Source organism: Amycolatopsis sp. NPDC004747 (genome assembly GCF_053601335.1).
Window position 1 is genome coordinate 46925 of the sequence record NZ_JBSGBQ010000033.1, and the last position, 20038, is coordinate 66962.

At 71.4% G+C, this 20038-nt stretch carries 13 protein-coding genes; 2 read left to right on the forward strand and 11 right to left on the reverse strand.

Translation table 11 applies throughout. The annotated features are described in order from the left end of the window. Window positions 1–63: 63 nt before the first annotated feature. The 10 genes from ACWEGE_RS37565 to ACWEGE_RS37610 form a co-directional block, all read right to left on the reverse strand. On the reverse strand, window positions 64–3885 hold the full coding sequence (locus ACWEGE_RS37565) for a LamG-like jellyroll fold domain-containing protein (protein WP_449665239.1): 3822 nt from the start codon (window positions 3883–3885) through the stop codon (window positions 64–66). A 55-nt stretch (window positions 3886–3940) separates the two neighbouring features. After that, window positions 3941–4924: a galactofuranose ABC transporter, permease protein YjfF gene (gene yjfF, locus ACWEGE_RS37570; protein ID WP_449665240.1), complete on the reverse strand. Its 984-nt coding sequence runs from the start codon at window positions 4922–4924 to the stop codon at window positions 3941–3943. Beyond that, window positions 4921–5973 carry an ABC transporter permease gene (locus tag ACWEGE_RS37575; RefSeq protein ID WP_449665241.1) on the reverse strand — a complete coding sequence of 351 codons (1053 nt, stop codon included), beginning with the start codon at window positions 5971–5973 and terminating at the stop codon, window positions 4921–4923. Before ACWEGE_RS37575 ends, yjfF begins: the two co-directional genes overlap by 4 nt. After that, window positions 5970–7472: a sugar ABC transporter ATP-binding protein gene (locus ACWEGE_RS37580; RefSeq protein WP_449665280.1), complete on the reverse strand. Its 1503-nt coding sequence runs from the start codon at window positions 7470–7472 to the stop codon at window positions 5970–5972. Before ACWEGE_RS37580 ends, ACWEGE_RS37575 begins: the two co-directional genes overlap by 4 nt. A 103-nt stretch (window positions 7473–7575) precedes the next feature. Continuing rightward, on the reverse strand, window positions 7576–8556 hold the full coding sequence (locus ACWEGE_RS37585; protein WP_449665242.1) for an ABC transporter substrate-binding protein: 981 nt from the start codon (window positions 8554–8556) through the stop codon (window positions 7576–7578). A 119-nt stretch (window positions 8557–8675) separates the two neighbouring features. Next, window positions 8676–9719, reverse strand: coding sequence for a LacI family DNA-binding transcriptional regulator (locus ACWEGE_RS37590; RefSeq protein ID WP_449665243.1), 1044 nt, complete (start codon window positions 9717–9719; stop codon window positions 8676–8678). A gap of 349 nt (window positions 9720–10068) precedes the next feature. After that, on the reverse strand, window positions 10069–11019 hold the full coding sequence (locus tag ACWEGE_RS37595) for an endonuclease/exonuclease/phosphatase family protein (protein ID WP_449665281.1): 951 nt from the start codon (window positions 11017–11019) through the stop codon (window positions 10069–10071). 17 nt (window positions 11020–11036) lie between these two features. Continuing rightward, entirely contained in the window at window positions 11037–11960 is a 924-nt protein-coding gene (locus tag ACWEGE_RS37600) for a D-alanyl-D-alanine carboxypeptidase family protein (RefSeq protein ID WP_449665244.1), read from the reverse strand. A gap of 244 nt (window positions 11961–12204) precedes the next feature. Continuing rightward, window positions 12205–12459, reverse strand: coding sequence for a hypothetical protein (locus ACWEGE_RS37605; protein WP_449665245.1), 255 nt, complete (start codon window positions 12457–12459; stop codon window positions 12205–12207). A 549-nt stretch (window positions 12460–13008) separates the two neighbouring features. Beyond that, window positions 13009–13803, reverse strand: coding sequence for an SDR family NAD(P)-dependent oxidoreductase (locus ACWEGE_RS37610; protein WP_449665246.1), 795 nt, complete (start codon window positions 13801–13803; stop codon window positions 13009–13011). A gap of 219 nt (window positions 13804–14022) precedes the next feature. Here ACWEGE_RS37610 and ACWEGE_RS37615 point away from each other — a divergent pair, with 219 nt between their 5' ends. Together ACWEGE_RS37615 and ACWEGE_RS37620 are read left to right on the forward strand one after the other, a co-directional pair. Beyond that, window positions 14023–14640 (forward strand): LysE/ArgO family amino acid transporter, encoded by a 618-nt coding sequence (locus ACWEGE_RS37615; RefSeq protein WP_449665247.1) that lies wholly within the window; start codon window positions 14023–14025, stop codon window positions 14638–14640. A gap of 111 nt (window positions 14641–14751) precedes the next feature. After that, on the forward strand, window positions 14752–15450 hold the full coding sequence (locus tag ACWEGE_RS37620; RefSeq protein ID WP_449665248.1) for a DUF6008 family protein: 699 nt from the start codon (window positions 14752–14754) through the stop codon (window positions 15448–15450). On the opposite strand, the gene ACWEGE_RS37625 is transcribed toward ACWEGE_RS37620, so the two are convergent. Beyond that, window positions 15431–19531: a beta-galactosidase gene (locus ACWEGE_RS37625; RefSeq protein ID WP_449665249.1), complete on the reverse strand. Its 4101-nt coding sequence runs from the start codon at window positions 19529–19531 to the stop codon at window positions 15431–15433. The two genes, ACWEGE_RS37620 and ACWEGE_RS37625, sit on opposite strands and share 20 nt — an antisense overlap. Window positions 19532–20038: the final 507 nt, after the last annotated feature.

Sequence of the window (20038 nt, forward strand, 5' to 3'; positions counted from 1 at the left end):
TCCCTCCTGGTTGGTGACCGGGACGCGGCGCGGGCGGCGGTGAACGCGCCGCGTCCCGGGGTCTTAGCGGCCGGTGAGGACCAGCGTCGTCACCGAGTTGGCCGGCAGCGTCAGCTTCGACGTCGCGGCCAGCCCGGTGATCTCCCTGGTCTGCGGCACGATGGCGGTCGGCGTGGCGAGGCTGTTGCGCCCCGCCGGATCGCCGGTGAGCGTGGTGAGCGTCCCGGTGCCGTCGACGGCGGTGACGCCGGTGAGCGACAGCCGGGCTGTTTGCACCTGAGGAGTCGGATTGACGAGTTTGACCGTGAAGGTCTTCCTTCCGCTCTTCGTGGTCACGTTGACCACCTGCCGCAGGGGGCTGCCCTGGTTGAGGCGGCTGGTGACGATCTGCTTGCCCAAGGTGCTGGAGAACATCTGCTGCACCCAGTACGACGGCGAGGCGTAGCTCGTCCCGGCGTCGAAGCCGATCAGGTTGACCGGCCAGTTGGACTGGTTCTCCTGCACCAGCACCGGCGCGTACATCGAGCCGATGACGACGTCGCTGTTGCGTTCGAGCCCGGTGAGGAACGCGGCCTCGCCGATGGCGGCGGCCAGGGTGCCGGTGGGCCGGCCGTCCTGGGCGCCGTACTCGCCGACGAGGATGTCCGGGCCGCTGCGGTCGGCGGTGTCGTAGCGGGTCGAGTTGTCGGTGAACCACTGCGGCGACTGGTAGTAGTGGTCGTCCGCGGCGTCCGGCCGCATGCCCGGCGCGGTCGACGCGGCCCCGCCCTGCAGGCCGCCGGTGGTGGCGACGACGGTCAGCTGCGGGTACTTCGCTTTGATGGCGTTGTACATGTCCGTGTAGCGCCAGGCGTAGCTGCCCGAGCCGTCGAACCAGTCCTCGTTGCCGACTTCGACGTAGTGCAGGTCGAACGGCGCCGGGTGGCCGTCGGCGATCCGCTTGGCGCCCCACGTCGTGGAGCTGTCGCCGATGGCGTACTCGATCTCGTCGAGGGCTTCCTGGACGTACTGCGGGTAGTCGGCTTGGTCGACGTGCTGGCCGTTGAGGGTGTAGCCGGCGAACAGCGCGAGCAGCGGCTGGGCGCCGACGTCCTCGGCGAGCTTCAGGTAGTCGAGGATGCCGAAGCCGTCGGTGGACCAGTAGCCCCACGCGGTGTTCTGGTGGCCGGGCCGCTCTTCGAGCTTGCCGATGGTCTTCTTCCACTCGAAGCGGGTGTCGAGGGTGTTGCCCTCGAGGTAGTTGCCGCCGGGGACGCGGAACAGGCCGAGCTTCATCGCGGCGAGCTTCTGCCCGAGGTCCGCGCGGACGCCGTTGGGCCGGTTCTTGAACGTCGGCGGGAACAGCGACACCTGCTGGAACCAGGCGTCCCCGCTCAGCGCGGTCCGGCCCTTGTTCACCAGCGACACGACGATCCGGTTGTCGGTGGAGGCGCCGATCGTCGACGGCGTGGTGAAGCTGAACGTCTGCTGTGCCCACGCGGGCCCGACCGGCTGGAGGTCCTTGCTCGCCAGCACGGTGCCGTCCGGCTTCTCCAGGCTGACCCGGACGCCACCGGTCCAGGTGCCCTTGGCGAAGAAGCTGCCGGTGTACTTGGTGGCGGGCTTCGCGGCGACGCCGTAGAAGCCGACGTTCGCGGCGGCCACCCGGCCCGCCGCCGGGACGGTGTCGGCGTGCAGCTTCAGCGCGCGGTCGAGCGCGGTGTTCAGCGGGTTCGCGGTGTCGACCGAGTACGTCCCGGTGGCGCCCGCCGAGGTGAGCAGCGACCAGTACGGCACCGGCGTGTTGCCCGCGCCGCTGCCGGGCTGGTAGCCCTCCTTGAAGGTGCGGTTGCGGACGAGCTCGGCGTAGAGGCCGCCCTCGACCGAGTGGCTGATGTCTTCGAGGATCGAGCCGTAGGTGGTCGGCCGGGTGTTGGCGCGGACGACGTTGGCGTCGACGGCCAGCTGGTTGGCCCCGGCCAGGGTGCCGATCTGGGCCGCGGTGAGCGGGAAGCGGCGCAGCTCCACCTCGTCGACGGCGCCGGTGAAGCCGGAGCCGACGGTGAACGGCGCCGCCGCGGTGCCTGAGGCCGGGCAGGCGGAGACGTCGAGGGTGGTACCGGTGGGGGTACCGCAGGTGCTGGTGAGCACGGCCGCGTCGCCGTCGGCGTAGACGGTGAGCCGCTGCGACGCGCGGTCCAGGACGAGGGCCGCGTGGTGCCAGTTGCCGTCGGCGAGCCCGCCGCCGGTGGTGGTCACCTGGATCGTGCCGACGCGGGCGGTGAGCTTGCCGCCGGTGACGCCGAGCGCGTAGCCGTCGCCGTGGTCGGCCAGGGTGCCGTCCGCGGTGGTGCGGAACCACGCGGCCAGCGAGAGCGAGCCGGTGCCGGCGTCGAACGCCGGCGAGCTGCCCATGTCCACACTGGACTTGCCGTCGAGCTGGACGGCCTTGCCGGCCGCCCCGGCGGTCCAGGTCGCGCCCTTCAGCGTGCCGTCGGCGGCGTTGGCCGAGGAGTCCCGCGCCACCGTGCCGGCGCCTTCGTCGAAGTGCCAAGAGCCGCCGGCGGCCAGCGCGGCGACGGCGGAGGCGGTCAGCGGCGTCGGGTACGCGCGGACGTCGTCGATCCCGCCGGCGAACCAGTCGGCCGGGCTGCCGGCCCACTTGCCGCGGCCGATTTCCAGGTGCCCGGCCGCGGTCCACGGCGCGGTGAACGGGACGCTCTGCTGCAGGATTCCGTTGACGTACAGGGAAAGCGTGCCGGCCGCACGGCTGTAGACGCCGACGATGTGCTGCCACTGGTCCGCCTGCGCGGGCAACGTCGAGACCGCCGAGGACGAAGCGGTGTCACCGTCGCCCGCGCGGCGGGTGAAGGCGAACCGGCCGTCGGCGGCGCGCTGCAGGTAGAAACCGCTGATGGTGCTGCCGTCCACGCTCACCGCGGTGCGGAAGCCGCCCGCCGCGGTGGGCTTGACCCACGCCGACACCGAGAAGCTCTGCGCGGTGTCCACGACCGGGCCCGGGACGTCGACCGCGGCGTCGGTGCCGTTCAGGGCGACGCCGTGGGGACCGACGACGCCCTCGCCCCAGGCGGCACCGCCGGTCAGGGTGGCGGTCCGCGCGTCGAGGGAGTCGTCCGCGGTCGTCGTGCCGGTGCCCTCGTCGAGGCGCCAGTGCCCGGCGGTGGCCAGGCGGGCGGCGTCCGCGGCGGACAGCGGGCCCGAGTAGGCGCGGACGTCGTCGATCGAGCCGTCGACGAAGTCCACCGGGTTGCCGCCGTACTTGCCGCGGCCGATCACCAGGTGGCCGGTGCCCGCCCAGGCCGTGGGCGCGGCGACGGTGGCCTGGCGGGTGCCGTCGACGTACAGCGACAGCGTCGACGCGCTCGCGTCGTACACCCCGGTCAGCTGGTACCACTGGCCCGCGACCGGGTCGAAGTTCGCGCCCGCGACGACGCCGTCGGTCGGCGCGTCCCCGGCCAGCCGGGTGAAGGCGAACCGGCGGGAGTCGTCGCGGAACTGCAGGAAGAAGTTGCTCACCTGGGTGCCGTCGACGCTGACGAACGTCTGGTAGCCCGACGTCTTGTCGAGCTTCACCCAGCTGCTCACCGAAAAGCTCTTGGTCGTGTCGAGCACCGGCGCGCCCGCGTCGGCGAACCCGTTCGCCCCGTCGGTCGTCAGTGCCCCGCCGCGGACGCCCGGACCCCAGCCCGCTCCCCCGGTCAGCGTCGCCGGATGGCTGCCCGCGGTGTCGGCGGCCGTCGTCCCGCTGCCGTCGTCGAACGTCCAGTGCCCCGCGAGCGCCGGGTCGGCATCGGCCGCGGCGGCCGGCGCCGCCGCGAGGGGGACGGCGGAGCACAGCGCCAAAGCGGCGAGCACGGCCATGGGCCGCCGCAGTCTGCGGAGCATGACTCTCCTTTGAGTGTGAGCGCTCACATGGTCCACCCGGGGGTCGGACCGGGTGTCAGCGGGTCCGTCGGGTGACGAGGCGTTGCAGGACGATGAAGACGAACAGCAGGGCCCCGGTGATGATCGAGGTCCACCAGGAGTTGAGGGTGCCGTCGAAGGTGATCAGGGTCTGGATGATGCCCAGCACCATGATCCCCAGCACGGTGCCCAGGACGTAGCCGGAACCACCCGTCAGGATGGTGCCGCCGATGACGACCGCGGCGATCGCGGTCAGCTCCAGGCCGACGCCGTTGAGCGGGTCGCCCGAGGACTTGTACAGCACCAGCAGCAGCCCGCCGAGCGCCGAACAGACCCCGCTGATCGTGTACACCGCGATCTTGGTGCGGCCGGTCTTGAGGCCCATCAGCATCGCGGACTGGGCGTTTCCACCGATCGAGTACACCGTGCGCCCGAACCGGGTGAACGCCAGGACGTAGGCCGCGGCCGCGACGACCACGAGCGCGACCACCACGCTGATCGAGATGTGCAGCTCGCCGCCGAGCGGGATCTGCGTCTGGGCCAGGGTGGCGATCGTCGCGTTGTCGATCGAGTAGGCCTCGGTGGTGATCGTGTAGCAGAGGCCGCGGGCGAAGAACATCCCGATCAGCGTCGCGATGAACGGCTGGATTTCGAAGAAGTGGATCAGCGCGCCCATCCCGGCGCCCAGCACCGCCCCGACCACCAGCACCACCGCGATGGCCGCATACGCCGGCCAGCCGTGCTTCTGCATCAGGTCGCCGGAGATCACCGTGGACAGCGCGACCACCGACCCGACGGACAGGTCGATGCCGCCGGTGAGGATCACGAACGTCATCCCGACCGCGACCACGAGCAGGAAGGCGTTGTTGATGAACAGGTCGAGGATGACCTGCCCGGATCCGAAGGCCTCGTACTGGACCGCGCCGAACACGTACGCGGCGATCAGCAGCGCCAGCGTCGCGAGGATCGGGACGTGCCGCTGCTGCGGCCGGTAGCCCTTGACACGGGCGAGGGTGGTCATGCGGTGACCTCGACCTTCTCCGGAGCGGGGGTGGGCGCCGGGGCGACCGGGTGGGCTCCGCGCCGGCGGAACTTGCGGCGGAACGCGGGCGACTGCAGCAGGCACACCACCAGCACGACGATGGCCTTGAAGAGCATGATCGACTCCGGCGGGATGCCAAGGGCGTAGACGGTGGTGGTGAGCGTCTGGATGAGCAGCGCGCCGATCACCGCGCCGCCGAGGGAGAACCGGCCGCCGGTCAGCTGGGTGCCGCCGACGACGACGGCGAGGATCGCGTCGAGTTCGATGAACAGCCCGGCGTGGTTGGCGTCGGCGCTGTGCACGTTCGCGCTGATCATCAGCCCGGCGATGCCCGCGCAGAGCGCGCAGAAGACGTAGACGAGCCAGGTCAGCCGCGCCGAGCGGAGCCCGGCCAGGCGGCTGGCTTCGGGGTTGCCGCCGACGGCCTCGACGAGCAGGCCGAGCGCGGAGCGGCGGACGAGCACCGACGCCAGCACGAACACGGCGAGCGCGATGAGGATGGCGCTGGGCAGGGTGAACAGGAACCCGCTGCCGATCCACTCGAACGAGTGGGAGTTGACGGTGATGATCTGCCCGCCGCTGATCAGCTGCGCGATGCCCCGGCCGGCGACCATGAGGATCAGGGTGGCGATGATCGGCTGGATGCCCAGTGCCGCGACGAGCCAGCCGTTCCACACCCCGAGGACCAGCGAGAGGCCCAGCGCCAGGCCGAACGCGACCAGCGTGGTGCCGGCACCGTCCGGGTTGTCGCTGATCCACAGGCAGGCGAGCGAGCCGCTGATCGCCACGACCGCGCCGACCGAGAGGTCGATGCCGCGGGTGGCGATCACCAGCGTCATGCCGATCGCGATGAGGATCAGCGGGGCGCCGTTCTTGAGGATGTCGACGAGGTTCCCGTACAGGTGCCCGTCGCGCAGCTCGATCTTGAAGAACGACGGGCTCGCGATCAGGTCGCCCAGCAGCAGCACCAGCAGGGCCACCACGGGCCAGAAGAGCCGCTGTTTCGTCAAGCCTTTCAAGGCAGTCACGCCTGCACCCCCTCGGCCATGGTGGCCATGATGTCGTCCGCGGTGAGCGCCTGGTTTTCGCGCTCCGCCACGACCTTGCGGTCCCGCAGCACCACGACCCGGTGGCTCAGCCGCAGGACCTCTTCCAGTTCGGCGGAGATGTACACGACGGCCATGCCGTCGCCCGAGAGCTGGGTGACCAGCCGCTGGATCTCCGTCTTGGCGCCGATGTCGATGCCGCGCGTGGGCTCGTCGAGGATCAGCAGCCGCGGTTCGGTGATGAGCCAGCGGGCCAGCAGCACCTTCTGCTGGTTGCCGCCGGAAAGGTTGCCCACCAGCGCTTCGGGGTTGGCGGGCCGGATGTCGAGCGCCTTGACGTACTTCTCGGCGATTTCGTCCTGGCGGCGGCGCGACAGCGGCCGCGCCCAGCCGCGCGAGGCCTGCAGCGCCAGGACGATGTTCTCCCGGACGGTGAGCTCTTCGACCAGCCCTTCGGCCTTCCGGTTCTCCGAAAGGAACGCGATCTTGTGGTCGAGGCCGGCGCGGGGGGTGCGCAGCGCGGTGGTTTCGCCGTCGACCTGCACGGTGCCGCTGTCGGCGTGGTCGGCGCCGAAGAGCAGGCGGGCGAGCTCGGTGCGGCCGGAGCCGAGCAGCCCGGCCAGCCCGACGACCTCGCCGGCGTGGATGGTGAGGTCGAAGGGCGCGACGCCGCCCTTGCGGCCGAGACCTTCGGCGGCCAGCAGCACGGGTGCATCGGCGACCTCGGCCCGGCTGGGGCCGGAGTCCTCCAGGTCCTCGAGGACCTGGAGCTCCTTGCCGATCATCTTGGTGACCAGTTCGACCGGCGTGATGTCCGCGATGGGGTACTCGCCGATCAGCTTTCCGTTGCGCAGCACGGTCATCCGGTCGGCGATGGCGAAGACCTGGTCGATGAAGTGGGACACGAACAGGATCGCCATGCCGCTTTCGCGCAGGGACCGGACGACCTTCAGCAGCTGCTCGACCTCGCCGGCGTCCAAACTGGACGTCGGCTCGTCGAGGACGAGCACCCGCGCGTCGACGTCGAGCGCGCGGGCGATCGCGACCAGCTGCTGCACGGCGATGGAACAGGTGGACAGCTCGGCCGAGACGTCCACGTGGACGTCCAGCCGGGCCAGCAGTTCCTCGGCGCGCTTCCGCATCGGGCCCCATTGGATGCGGCCGAAGCGGCGGGGTTCGCGGCCGAGGCAGACGTTCTCCGCCACCGACAGGTTCGGGCAGAGGTTGACTTCCTGGTAGACGGTGCTGATGCCGGCCTGCTGGGCCTCTCCGGGCCCGCTGAAGGCGACCTGGTCACCGTCCAGTTCGATGGTGCCCGCGTCCACCCCGTACACGCCGGTCAGCACCTTGATGAGGGTGGACTTGCCGGCACCGTTCTCGCCCATCAGGGCGTGCACTTCGCCGGGGAACATCCGGAAGTCGACCCCGTCCAGGGCGAGGACGCCGGGGAACTCCTTGCGGATACCGCTCATCCGCACCATGGGTTGCGGTTCAGGCATTTGCTGTGCTCCGGGTGGACGCGGGGGTCGTGAGTGGCAAGGCGGGTTCCAACGCGCCTCACCACTCACGACCCGCAGGCGAGTGTCAGTACTGGCGCGACGGGAGAGCAGCCTTGGCGGCCGCCTGGTCGAACTCGGTCTCCTTGGTTTCGATGCGGGCGGGCACCGACTCACCGGCGGCGACCTTCTTCACCAGGTCCATCAGCTGCGGGCCGAGCAGCGGGTTGCACTCGACGATGTGGGTGATCTTGCCGTCGGCCAGCGCCTGCATGCCGTCCTTCACGGCGTCGACCGAGACGATCTTGATGTCCTTGCCCGGGACCTTGCCCGCGGCTTCGATGGCCTCGATGGCGCCGAGGGCCATGTCGTCGTTGTGGGCGTAGAGGACGTCGATCTTCGGCTGGGACTTCAGGAAGGCCTCCATGACCTCCTTGCCCTTGGCGCGGGTGAACTCACCGGTCTGCGAGGCGACGATCTTGTACTTCGGGTCCGCGGCGATGACGTCGCCGAAGCCCTTCTTGCGGTCGTTCGCCGGAGCCGAGCCCGTGGTGCCCTGCAGCTCGACGATGTTCACCTGGCCGGTGGCGCTGCCGAACTCCTTGGTCAGCCACTCCCCCGCCTTCTTGCCCTCGGCGACGAAGTCGGAGCCGAGGAAGGTCTTGTAGAGGGACTTGTCCGGCGAGTCGATCGCACGGTCGGTCAGGATGACCGGGATGTTGGCCGTCTTGGCTTCCTTGAGGACGGTGTCCCAGCCGGACTCGACCACCGGCGAGAAGGCGATGACCTTGACCTTCTGCTGGATGTACGAGCGGATCGCGGAGATCTGGTTCTCCTGCTTCTGCTGCGCGTCCGAGAACTTCAGCTCGATCCCGGCGGTCTTCGCCGACTCCTGGATCGACTTCGTGTTCGCCGTCCGCCAGCCGCTCTCGGCGCCCACCTGGGCGAACCCGAGCGTGGTCGCCCCGCCCGAGCTGCCGGACGAACCGCCACTCCCGCAGGCGGTGAGCAGCACGAGTCCGGCCGCCGCGGCCGCCGCGGCGGCCCATCGCTTCTTCAGCACGTTCACTCCTCGATCGACGATGATCAGTGGGAAAACCTTTGTGGGGACTATCAGGGGTGAAAACCGGTTGGTGCGTGTTAGCGCTAACAATCCCTCGGGAACCACAGGTCCCGCCGGCCGCGGCGCTAGCGCGGTCCGGTGCTCTCGCGCACGATCAACTCGGGGACGACCAGGGCGCGCGCGTTCCGGTCGCCTCCGTCCATCCGCCCGGCCAGCAGGCCGAACGTACGCCGTCCGACTTCGATGAAGTCCTGGCGCACCGTCGTGAGCGGCGGCGTGAAGTACGCCGCCTCGGGGACGTCGTCGAAGCCCGCCACGCGCACGTCCCGCGGCACCGAGATGCCCGCTTCGGCGAACGCGCGCAGCAGGCCCAGTGCCATCTGGTCGTTGCCGGCGAAGACGGCGTCCAGATCCTTTTCCTTGGCGAGGGATCGCCCCGCCTCGTAGCCCGACCGCGAGCTCCAGTCGCCGCGGATCACCCGCGGGGCCCCGACACCGTGGCGCTCCAGGGTTTCCCGCCAGCCGAGCTCGCGGTCGCGGGCCTCCAGCCAGTCCTCCGGCCCGGCGATGTGCCACACCGTGCGGTGGCCCAGCGCCAGGAGGTGTTCGGTGGCGCGGCGGGCGCCGTCGCGCTGGTCGACGGAGATGACCGGCACCGGTGCCGCCTCCCCGCCGCCGACCGCGACGACCGGGAAGTCCGCGGGTGCGGCTTCCAGGGCCCGGCCGGCGCTGACGTGCGGGGCGATCACGATGACGCCCTCGACCGCCTGGCGGCGCAGGTTCTCCACCGCGTCGGCGATCGACGACCGGCCGGGCCGGCTGACGCTCGAGATCGTGATCGCGTATCCGGCTTCCCGGGCGGCGTTCTCGATGCCGTAGAGCGTGCTGGCCGGACCGTACAGATTGGACTCGAGCGCGACCACGCCGAGCGTGCCGGTCCGCCCGGTGACCAGCGCGCGGGCCGCGGAATTGGGCCGGTAGCCCAGTTCTTCGATCGCCGCGAGCACCCGGGCCCGGGTCTCGGGGCGCACCGGCCCGGTGCCGTTGATCACCCGGGACACGGTCATGTGGGACACGCCCGCCACGCCCGCGACGTCGGTCAGGCTGGGCTGCCGCGTCCCGGCGGCGGTCGCCTTCAGGGGTCCGCCGGAGCGGGGTCGTTCGGCCACCGGCGTCCCCTTCCCGTCCGCTCCGACATGGTCTGCGTCACCTGTTCCGGTGACGACGAGGAGTTAGTGTTAGCGATAACACCCACGGGGTCAAGACCGGGTCGCGTAACGGTCTAGTCACATGCCCTTCACACGGGCCCGCCGACGAATTCGACGGCGCGACCTGCGCGGAGCGTCGTTTGAAATTCACCGCCCGTCAGCACGGGCCGGTGTTCAACGGCATGTTCGCCGCGTACCACAACGGACGACACGCGTACCCGGAGGGACGACACAGCTGCCCCGGCAGGCTCGGTCCGTGTCGTCCGTCCAGGTACGCGAGTCGTCCGTCGGAGTACGCGTGTCGTCCGGTTCAGAACGCCACGGTGGCGGCGACGGGGAGGTGATCGCTGCCGGTCGCGGGCAGGGTCCAGGCCGCCAGCGGCCGCACCCCGGAGACGAAGACCTGGTCGATCCGGGCCAGCGGCAGCGCGGCGGGCCAGGTGAAGCCGAAACCGTCGCCGGACTCGTCCTGCGCGGCTTGCATCCGCGCGGTGATCGGGCGCAGCGCGCGGTCGTCCGCGGTGCCGTTGAAATCGCCGACCAGCACGGTCCGCGGTGCGGATTCCCCGGCGATCGCGTCGGCCAGCAGTCCCATCGCCTCGTCACGGCCGACCGCGGTGAACCCGGCGTCGAGGCGCACGCGCACCGAAGGCAGGTGCGCCACGAACACCGCCACCGGGCCCTTCGGAGTGTCCACAGTGGTCTGCAGCGCGCGGGTCCACGGCATGATCGCCACCGGCCGCGTGCCGCGCAGCGGGAAGGTGCTCCAGATCCCGACGGTGCCCTGCACGGAGTGGTGGGGGTACGCCGCGGCGAGGGCGTCCTCGTACTTCGGGACCTCGGACTTCTTCAGCTCCTCGAGCGCGATCACCTGGGCACCCGAGGCGGCCAGGGCGCGTGCGGTGCCGGCCGGATCCGGGTTCTCGTCGTTGACGTTGTGCGAGACGACGGTGAGGTCCCCGCCGTGCTCGCGCTTGTCGAAGAGCCGGCCGCCGAAGAGCCCGCCCCAGGCCAGCGACGGCAGCAGGAGCGCCACGAGGGCGAGCGCGGAGCGCCGCAGGAGCGCCGCGGCCAGCAGCGGCACGACGAGCAGGCCGGTCCACGGCAGGAACGTCTCCAGCAGGCTCCCGGCGTTGCCCGGCCAGTTGGGCACCAGCGGGTGGGCGAGCAGCAGCAGCGCGGTCAGGACCGCGAACACGGCGATCACGCGCCCGCGGCGCCATGGCCCGGAGCGGCGGCCCGGACGGGCGGGGACCGCCATCGGCTCGGTGGCCGCGGTCATCGGGTCGCCGCCGGCAGCTCGCGCTGGATCGCGGCGATCAGCTTCCCGCTGTTCTCGAGCGCGGCACGCAGCCCGGCCGCCGGCGTCCCGCCCGGATTCTGGTGGAGGACGACGCCGAGGACGAGGGCGCCGTTGCCCGCTCGCGCGGCCCACATCAGGGCACCGCCGGCGGCGGTCGACGAGCCGGTCTTCAGCCCGATCACGCCGTCGTGGCCGAGCAGGGTGTTCGTGTTGACGACCGGGCCGGGCACGCCCTCGATCCGCAGGCTGGGGGTGGCGACGATCGCGCGGATCACCGGGTCCTTCATCACCTCGCGGGCCAGCCGGAGCTGGTCGGTGGCGGTGCTGGTGGTGGAGTCCTCGACGCCGCTGGCGCCGGTGTAGGTGGTGCTGGTCATGCCGAGCGCGGCGGCCTCGCGGTTCATCTTCGCGACGAAGGCCTCCTGGCTGCCGGCGTCCCACCGGGCGAGCAAGCGGGCGACGTTGTTCCCGGAGGGGACGAGCATCAGGGCGAGCAGGTCGCGTTCGCTGAACCGGCGGCCCGCGCGGACCGGCGCGCTCGACTCCTCCGCCGAGGTCGACTCGGCTTCGGCCTGCTCGTCGGCGACGATCTCCGGGCCGGCCTCGCCGGGCCCGAGCGGGTGGTCCTTGAGCACGACGTGGGCCGTCATGACCTTCGTGACGCTGGCGATCGGCACCGGCCGCTGCTCGCCGCGGCTGCCGAGCGAGCCGAGGTTCTGCACTTCGGCGCTGGCCTGCCCCTCGGCGGGCCAAGGCAGCGGCAGGTCGACGTCGGGCCGGGCGGCGAGGGCCCGCCCGGCGGTCTCGGGCGGGAAGACGACCCAGACGGCGGCGGCCAGGCCCACGGCCAGGGCAGCGGCGACCCCCGCGACGACGGGTCGGATTCGGGTACGGGCCATGGGTCTCCTCCGGGTGCCGGGTGCACTCGGTGGAGCGCACCCCGGTCACTTTGTCCGGAGAAGATCGCCGGTTCGTCGGGGATGTTCGACAGGTGTGAACCAGAAATGTCCCGATCTTGTCCCAAAGCACGGCGCTTCGGGCGGCTCGGCAGAGGCCGTGGCGCGCCGAAGGGGCTTCCCCCTCGGTTCCGGCGAGGAAAGCCCCCTCAGCCGACGCCGGCCGGTGGTCCCGGCAGCCGCCGGGTCACGCCGCGGAGCGCTGGATGCAGTCGAGGCCCAGGCCGAGCGGGGTCACGAGGTACTGGCAGATGTGCGACGAGTGCGCCTGGTCGGTCTGCGCGCAAGCGACCGGCACCCCGAGCAGGTCGACCGAGCAGTACGCGTAGAACTGGGTCGAGCTGCCCGGCACCGTGTCGGCCGAGGCCGACGCGGCCGTGGCGACCGCCGCGGAAACCGTGAGCGCGGCCGCGGTGGCCCAAGAAGCGATCCGGGTGTTCATCGTGCTCTCCTTCCGCTGAGCTTTCCCCTGCGTGCCAAGGGGTTCACCGGGGAGAATTCCCCGTCGAACGTCTCTTCAGTTCCGGGTCACCGGAAAGTGTCACGGACACCGCGTTCACATATGTGACCATTCGTCGGCCGACAGCGTGCTGAAGAACTCCACGATCACCTACACCGGCCTGGTGCAGCCCGGCTACGGCGAAGGCGTGTACCTCGGCTCGGCCGGCTCGAACTGCGGCTGCCACGGCAACTCCGGCGGCGTCGACCGCGGCGACCGGATCCAGGTGCTGGACAACCACATCGGTTCGCCCCGCCCGGGGTCTTCGCCAACGGCTACGAGAACCACAGCCCCAGCACGAGCCCGTCGTTCGACAACGGCTGCGGAAACGTCTGGCGCGGCAACAAGTCCGACCTCGGCGCGTCGGCGCCTACGCGATCCGGATCAGCTCGGTGTCGAAGTGCGCGGCGAGGCCGAACGTCGTCCACGCGTCGAACACCGTCGCGAACGCCCGCTCGGGGCTGACGAACGTCCCGGTCACGCCCTGATCCCTCAGGGCACGATCGCGTCGACGTACCCGCCGTCGACCCGCACCGCCGCGCCCGTGGTCGCCGAAGCGAACGGCGAACTCAGGTACACCACCAGGTGCGCGATCTCCTCGGGCTCGATCAGCCGCTGCAGCAGCGACTGCGGGCGGTGCCGCTTCATGAACTCGCGCTGGGCCTCGTCCCACGGCAGGTCCGTGCCGACGAGCTCGTGCACGAAGTCCTCGACCCCACCGGTGTGGGTCGGCCCGGCGATCACGGCGTTGACCGTGACGCCGGTGCCGGCCGCGTGCTTGGCGAACCCGCGGGACACGCCGAGCAGGGCCGTCTTCGACACTCCGTAGTGGATCATCTCGGCCGGGATGACGATCGCGGAATCGCTGGCGATGTACTGGATCCGGCCCCAGCCGCGGTCGGTCATGCCCGGCAGGTAGGCGCGGGTGAGCCGCACGGCGGCCAGCACGTTGACCTCGAAGTAGTGCCGCCACTCGGCGTCGGTGATGTCCAGCGGCTCCTTGGGACCGAAGATGCCGAGGTTGTTGACCAGGATGTCGGCGTCCGGCACCTCTTCGACCACCTGCGCCGCGCCGGCCTCCTCGGAGACGTCGCCCGGGGCCGGCAGGAAGTCCGCGTCCGGCACCTGTTCGCGCAGCCGCGCGATGGCCTTGTGGACGCCGGTCTCACTGCGGCCGTTGATCGCCACCCGTGCGCCCGCCGCCGCGAGACCGGTCGCGATCGCCGCGCCGATGCCCTGGGTGGATCCGGTGACCAGTGCCGTCTTCCCGCTCAGGTCGACCCGCATCGTGTACAGCCCTCTCTCGCTCGCGTGCCTCCCCGGGGCGATTCAAGCACAGCTCGCCGGGGCGCACCGGCTGGAAAACCCGGTTGCCTTCCCCCTCGGCGGCGGTCACGATCTGCGCATGACCACGTATAGCACCCCGCTCCTGCCGACCGTCGCCGCGACCACCGCGCCGGTCCGGCAGCAGCCGTGCCGTCCGCGGGGGTCGATCGTTCCCGCGCCGTGAGCGCCGCGCTGCTGGCCGGCCTGGTCGCCGGCTACGGCATCGCGATCCCGGTCGGCGCCGTCGGGACGTACCTGGTGGCTCTCACCGCCCGCACCTCGCTCCGGACCGGCCTGGCCGCGGCCCTCGGCGTCGCGACGGCCGACGGCGTGTATGCGCTGCTCGCCGTGCTGGGCGGGGCCGCGGTCGCGGACGCCATCGCCCCCTTCGCCGGGCCACTGCGGTGGGTCTCGGCCGCCGTCCTGGTCGTGCTGGCCGGGCACGGCGCCCTGCGTGCGGTCCGCTCCCACCGGGCCGCGGCCGCGCGGCCGGTCACGCCGCTCGCGCCGGGCCGCGCCTACGTCAGCCTGCTGGGCGTCACGCTCGTCAACCCGGCCACGGTCGTCTACTTCACCGCTTTGGTGGTCGGTGGCAGCGCCGGCGCGGCCGTACCGGCGCTCGACCGGGCGGTGTTCGTGCTCGCCGCGTTCGCCGCGTCGGCGAGCTGGCAAGCCGCGCTCGCCGGCGGCGGCGCGCTGCTCGGGCGGGTCCTGACCGGCCCGCGGGGCCGGCTGGTGACGGCGCTCGTGTCGAGCGCGGTGATCGCCGCGCTCGCCGTCCGGCTTGTCCTCCCCTGACCCGGAAACCGTTGCACCGTAACGGTTTGTCCGGTTCCCGGGCGCACGCCGGAAGACGTCCGGCGGCCCGGCCGCGGCTAGCGTCGGGTGACGGACACACGGGAGGCGGCCATGGCGATGCCGATGTCGGGGTGGGACACCGCGGGTGCGGTGCTGCTGGTGCTCTGGGCACTGGCCATGTGGACCGCGGTGGGGGTACTGGCCTACGCCGACCGCGGTCCGGTGCGGTCCTGGGTCCACCGCGGCGCACTGGTGGTGATCGGCTTCGGCGTGCTCGGGCAGCTCGGGCACGTCCAGGAGCACGTGGCCCAGGTCGCGTACTGGCTGGGCCACCCGAACGCACCGGCCTGGATGACGCCGTGGGGCACCGGACTGGCGAACGGCCTGCAGGTGGTCCTGCCCGGCCGGCCCACGTTCGGGATGGAACTGCTGCACCTGACCGGCAACTTCCTCTTCCTGGCCGGCCTGGCCGGCGTCATGGTGATCACCCGCCGGGCGAGCGGCACCCGCACCCGGCGCTGGGCGAAGACGGGCGTGTGGATGCAGGGCCTGCACGGGCTGGAGCACCTGGTCCTCACGCTGTCGGTCGCGTTCGGGGCGCCCCGGGCGATCGGGCTGTCCACGTTCTTCGGGCTCGTGGACCCCGGCCCGGGGCTGAGCACTTACCGCGTCTGGTGGCACTTCACCGCGAACGTCGCCGGCTCGGTGATCTTCGGGCTCGCGCTGTACCACCTGTGGCGCGAACGGCGGCAGGTCCGCGCCGGCTTCGTGCTCCGGCCGCTGCCCGCGGTCACCGGGCGGGCGGCGTGACGCAGGTCAGCGTCGGCACCGCCCAGTCCGCGTGGTCCAGCCCGTTGCCGTCGCCGCCGTCGCCCACCAGCAGGTCGAGCACCTGGGCGCCGGTGACGTCGACGTCGATCGGCACCGCCGCCTGCCCGCCGCGGACCACCGGGGTGCTCGCCTTGGTCACCCCGTCGGCCGAGACGCTGAAGGCCACGCTGCCGCCGGTGCCGGTTTCACCGTCGACACCCACCGAAGCCGTCAACCGGGTGCACGTACCCGCCAGGTAGAGCTGGACGTCACTGGCCGCGTGGACGCCGAGCCCCTTGGCGTAGGACACGCCGCCGATGGTCATCGGCTTGCCGTCGCCCGCGCTCGCTTCGCCGTTGCTCGTGTCGCGCTCGACCGGGCCCCAGCCGTTCGTGGCGGTGAGGAACGGCAGCGAGCTGACCGCGACCTGGCCCGCGGGCGGCGCCAGGGGCACCGCGCCCACGATCCGCTCCCCCGTCGCCGAACCCGCGCGGCCCGCCTGCCGGTAGGCCACCGCGACCTTCAGCGCCGCGGTGTCCACCGTGGAAGGAGGCGTCACCGTCCAGGTGAAGGTGGCCGATTTGCCGCCGTCCACCCGCGGGACCGAAGGCGGCGACGCGGCACCGACCGTCCACCCGGCCGGCGCGGTCAGCGACGGCCGGACGTCGAACGCCGCCGGTGCGCCCGCCGGCACCGACACGGTCGCCGACGCGGTGAACGGCTGCCCGGCCGAGGCCGTGTCCGGTGCGGTCAGCGACACCCCCGCCGTGGGCGCGGGTGGCAGCGCGTACCGCGCCGGGTCGTAGCCGGGCGAGGCGTTCGGCCGGACGGTCAGCGGCGAGCGGTAGCTGCCGTAGTTCGTCCATTCGAGCTTGCCGAGCCCGCCCGTGCTGCCGTCGAGGTTCCACACCGCGACGGCGATCGTGTTGTGCCCGTTGGGGTTAAGGACGCCGTTCGGGATCGGGAAGCTGTGCTGCGGCCCGAGGTAGTTGACGTACTGGCCGAGCTGCCAGCCGTTGACGAACAGCAGCGCGCGGTACTGCCGCGCCGGGTCGTCGGTGATGGTCAGGCCGAGCGAAGTGTCCTGTCCGCGCGGCAGATCCAGGTCCGCGGTCGTGCGGTACCACGAGACGCCGGGCGTGCGGTCCGTCGCCGGGAGCGAGGCCGGAGCCCAGCCGCGGTCCGGGAAGCCGGGCAGCGACCAGCCCGCACGCTCGCCGTAGAGCCCGCCGGTGTTGAGCGGGCCACGGACCTGGTCCAGGCCGGACTCGCCGCCGCGGACACCCTGCAGCCGCCAGGTCACCGAAGTCAGCGGCGTGCCGGTCATCCGGGCCGCGGTGAGCCCGCGGGCGGCCTTGTTGCCGTTGCCGGCGCCGTAGTCCTCCTCGTGGCCCATGTTCACGGTCAGCACGGAGATCTCGTTGTCGCCCTGGTGCAGCGACCCCGCCGGGAAGCCGAACGTGTGCTGCGGGCTCGTCGAGCTGCCGAGGAAGACGCCGTTGAGCCACGCCGAGAACGCCCCGGCCGGGCCGCCGCTCTGGCTCGACAGGGTGATCCCGGTCTGTTTGCCGTCGCCGGTGAAGTGGCCGCGGTACCAGGTGTTGCCGGTGTGGAAGCCGTAGTCGTCGGCGAAGAGGACGGGTTTCGTGCCGAGCGCCGTCGAGCTGTTGGTGGTCTCCTTGTCCGCCACCGGCCACGCCGAGTCGTCGAAGGCCGGCCGGCTCTCCGGCGACTCCTGCTGGTGCTTCCAGCCGGTCAGCGCGGGCAGGGTCACGGGCTTGGTGGCCGGCGCCGTCCCGCTCAGGCTGCCGCTCGGCGTCGGCTTCACCGCGACCCGGCACCCGTTCCACTGCACCGATTGCGCCGCGGTGAAGACCTCGAACGTGCCGTCGGCGCCGGTGTCACCGGTCAGGTCCAGCGTGCCGCGGCTCTCCGCCGCGGTCCGCACCAGGTGCGTGCCGCGGACCAGCACCGGCCCGGACGCGGTGTCCTGCCGCCAGAACGTCGCCGCCGTCGCCTTGTCCGCGAGCAGCAGGAGCAGCGGCCGCGCGCCCGGCGCGGTGACGAGCACGCGGGTCAGGCCGTCGTGGGTGTAGTTGAGCCGCAGGTCGCCGCGGGCGGCGTCCCACGTGCTCGTCGCGGCCCCGCCCAGTACCTGCACGGCCGGCTGCTTCGCGAACCGCAGGACGGTCTCGCCGGGGCCGCCCTTGTCGCCGTAGAGCACCGCGACGTCCCGGCCCCCGATGGCGGCGGAGGTCATGATCTCCGACGTCGAGTACTGCATCCGCGTGGCGCCGAGGTCGTAGCCGGCGACGAGGATCTTCGACTGCCGCCCGTTCAGCGTGATGCCGGTCCCGGGCTGCTGCGGCACTACCGGGTAGTAGTCGGCGCTGCCGGACAGCAGGTCGACGGCGTCCACCACGACGAAGGTCCCGTCGGCGCTCGCGTTCTTCTGCCCGGTGGCCACGATCTTCAGCGTGTGCGCCCCGGCGGGCAGGCCGCGCACCTCGTACCCGGTGACCTGGTTCTGCTTGCTTGCCGCGTAGAGGTCGACGCTGCTGACCTTGGTGTCGTCGAGGTAGACGTCGGCGATGCCGTGGTTGCCGTCCTTCGAGGACACCCACCGGATCCCGGTGCCGGTGAAGGGGATGCTGACGCTGTCCCCGGTGGTGTCGGAGAAGGATTCCGTGTGCTGGTAGTCACCGCCGGTGTAGCCGGCCTCGGGGCCGACGTGGCTCCAGGTGCCGCTGTAGGCGACCTCGGTGGCGCGGTCGTCGTAGGTGTACCCGGCGTGCGCGGCGAGGTCGAGCGCGACACTCGTGGTGTTGGTGGCGGTGGACGTCGAGTCGCTGTGGCGCAGCGTGTGGAACTGCGTGCGGGTGTCGGGGTTGATCCGGGCGGTGTCGGTGAGCGCCGGATCGGTCAGCGGCGCCCCGGCGAGCCCGTCGGTCTTCGTCAGCGGCGCGACGGACTGCGTGAAGTAGCCGATCAGCTTGTCTTCGAGGTACTTCGGGTCGAACTGGCGGCCTTCGGTGATCGCGGCGCCGTAGTCGTAGGAGGTGTAGTTCTGCGGGATCGCGCTCCAGCCCCAGGACGTACCACCGTGCAGCATGTAGAAGCTCTGCCCGGTGGCGCCGACGGCGATGTTCTGCTTGTAGAAGACGTTCGCGAACTGGTCGTTGATCAGCTGCGCGCACTTCTCGTAGCCGGGACCGCCCCACGGGTCGAAGGCCCCGCCCTGGAACTCGGCGGTGATCAGCGGCTTCCCGGGAACGTGGTCGTAGCTGATGTCCGGCACGCCGTTCCACCGGGTGGGGTTCGAGCAGTCGAAGCCCTGCGGGTAGGAGTCGGCGGCATCGACGTCGAGCGCGGCGGCGCCGGCGTTGAAGGTGCCGTTGTTGTTGCCGACGAGCGGGACGGTGATGCCGTCGGCGCGGGCTTTGTCTTCGAGGTGCTGCATGTAGGCGCGGCCGTCGGCGTTGCCGTTGTAGTACTCGTTTTCGACCTGGTAGGCGAGCACGCTGCCGGAACCGCTGGTGAGCTGGTGCCGGGCGATGATCCGGTCGATCTGCGTCTGCCATTCGTCGGAGTACCCGAGGTAGACGGGATCGGCGCTGCGGGTGTGGCCGGGTGTGGTGGACAGCCAGGTCGGAAACCCACCGCCGTCGACCTCGGCGTTGATGTAGGGCCCCGGTCGGGCGATGACGTAGAGGCCGGCCTGCTGCGCCATGTCGAGGAGCTTGTCGAGGTCCCGGACGCCGGAGAAGTCGTAGACGCCTTGTGCGGGCGAGTGGTAGCCCCAGTCGAAGTAGAGCGAGGTGGCGTTGAACCCGGCGGCCTTCATCTTCTGGAAGATGTCGAGCCACAGGTCGGGGCTGGGCAGGCGGTAGGAGTGGAACTCGCCGGACCACAGGTAGGTCCGCTTCCCGTCGACGAGGAAGGAATAGCCGTCGTAGGTGACGGTGTGTCCGGCCGGCGCCGGCACAGCCGCAAGGGCTTGAGGGACACCAACCCCGGCGAAGGCGAACAGGGCGGCGAGAAGGGCGACGAACAGCGTCCGACAACGGCGGCGGGAGCGCATGCGGAGCCTCCTGAAGCGGCGGGGACCACAATCGAACACGAACCTTTGTCGACCGCACAGAAGCGGTCAAGATACAACACCAAGATGGATCAATGCAGTGGTCTTGTTAGCGCTAACAGCATTCGGGCGAAAGGGAGCAGCCACGCGAATCCGGAGCCCAAAGCAAAGCCCGGCAGCCTCCACACCGCAGGCCAAAGCAAAGCCCGGCAGCCCCGATACCGCAAGCCGCACCAGAAGCCCGGCAGCCCCCGAACCGCAGACCGCACCAAAGCCCGGCAGCCCCCGAACCGAAGGACGAAACCCACACCCCCCGCAACCCCGATCCGAAGCCCCAACACGGCCGGCGGCGCCGGGTCAAGGCACGCTTTCCCGCCTTGACGCGGCGCCGCCGGCCGTAGTCACAATCGGGCATCGGGGTTACGGAAACACCCACGGCACCAACAGCACGGCTCACCACCGACCCCAGCCGGCCCACCCACGGCAAACCGAACCAGACCCGGCACCCCG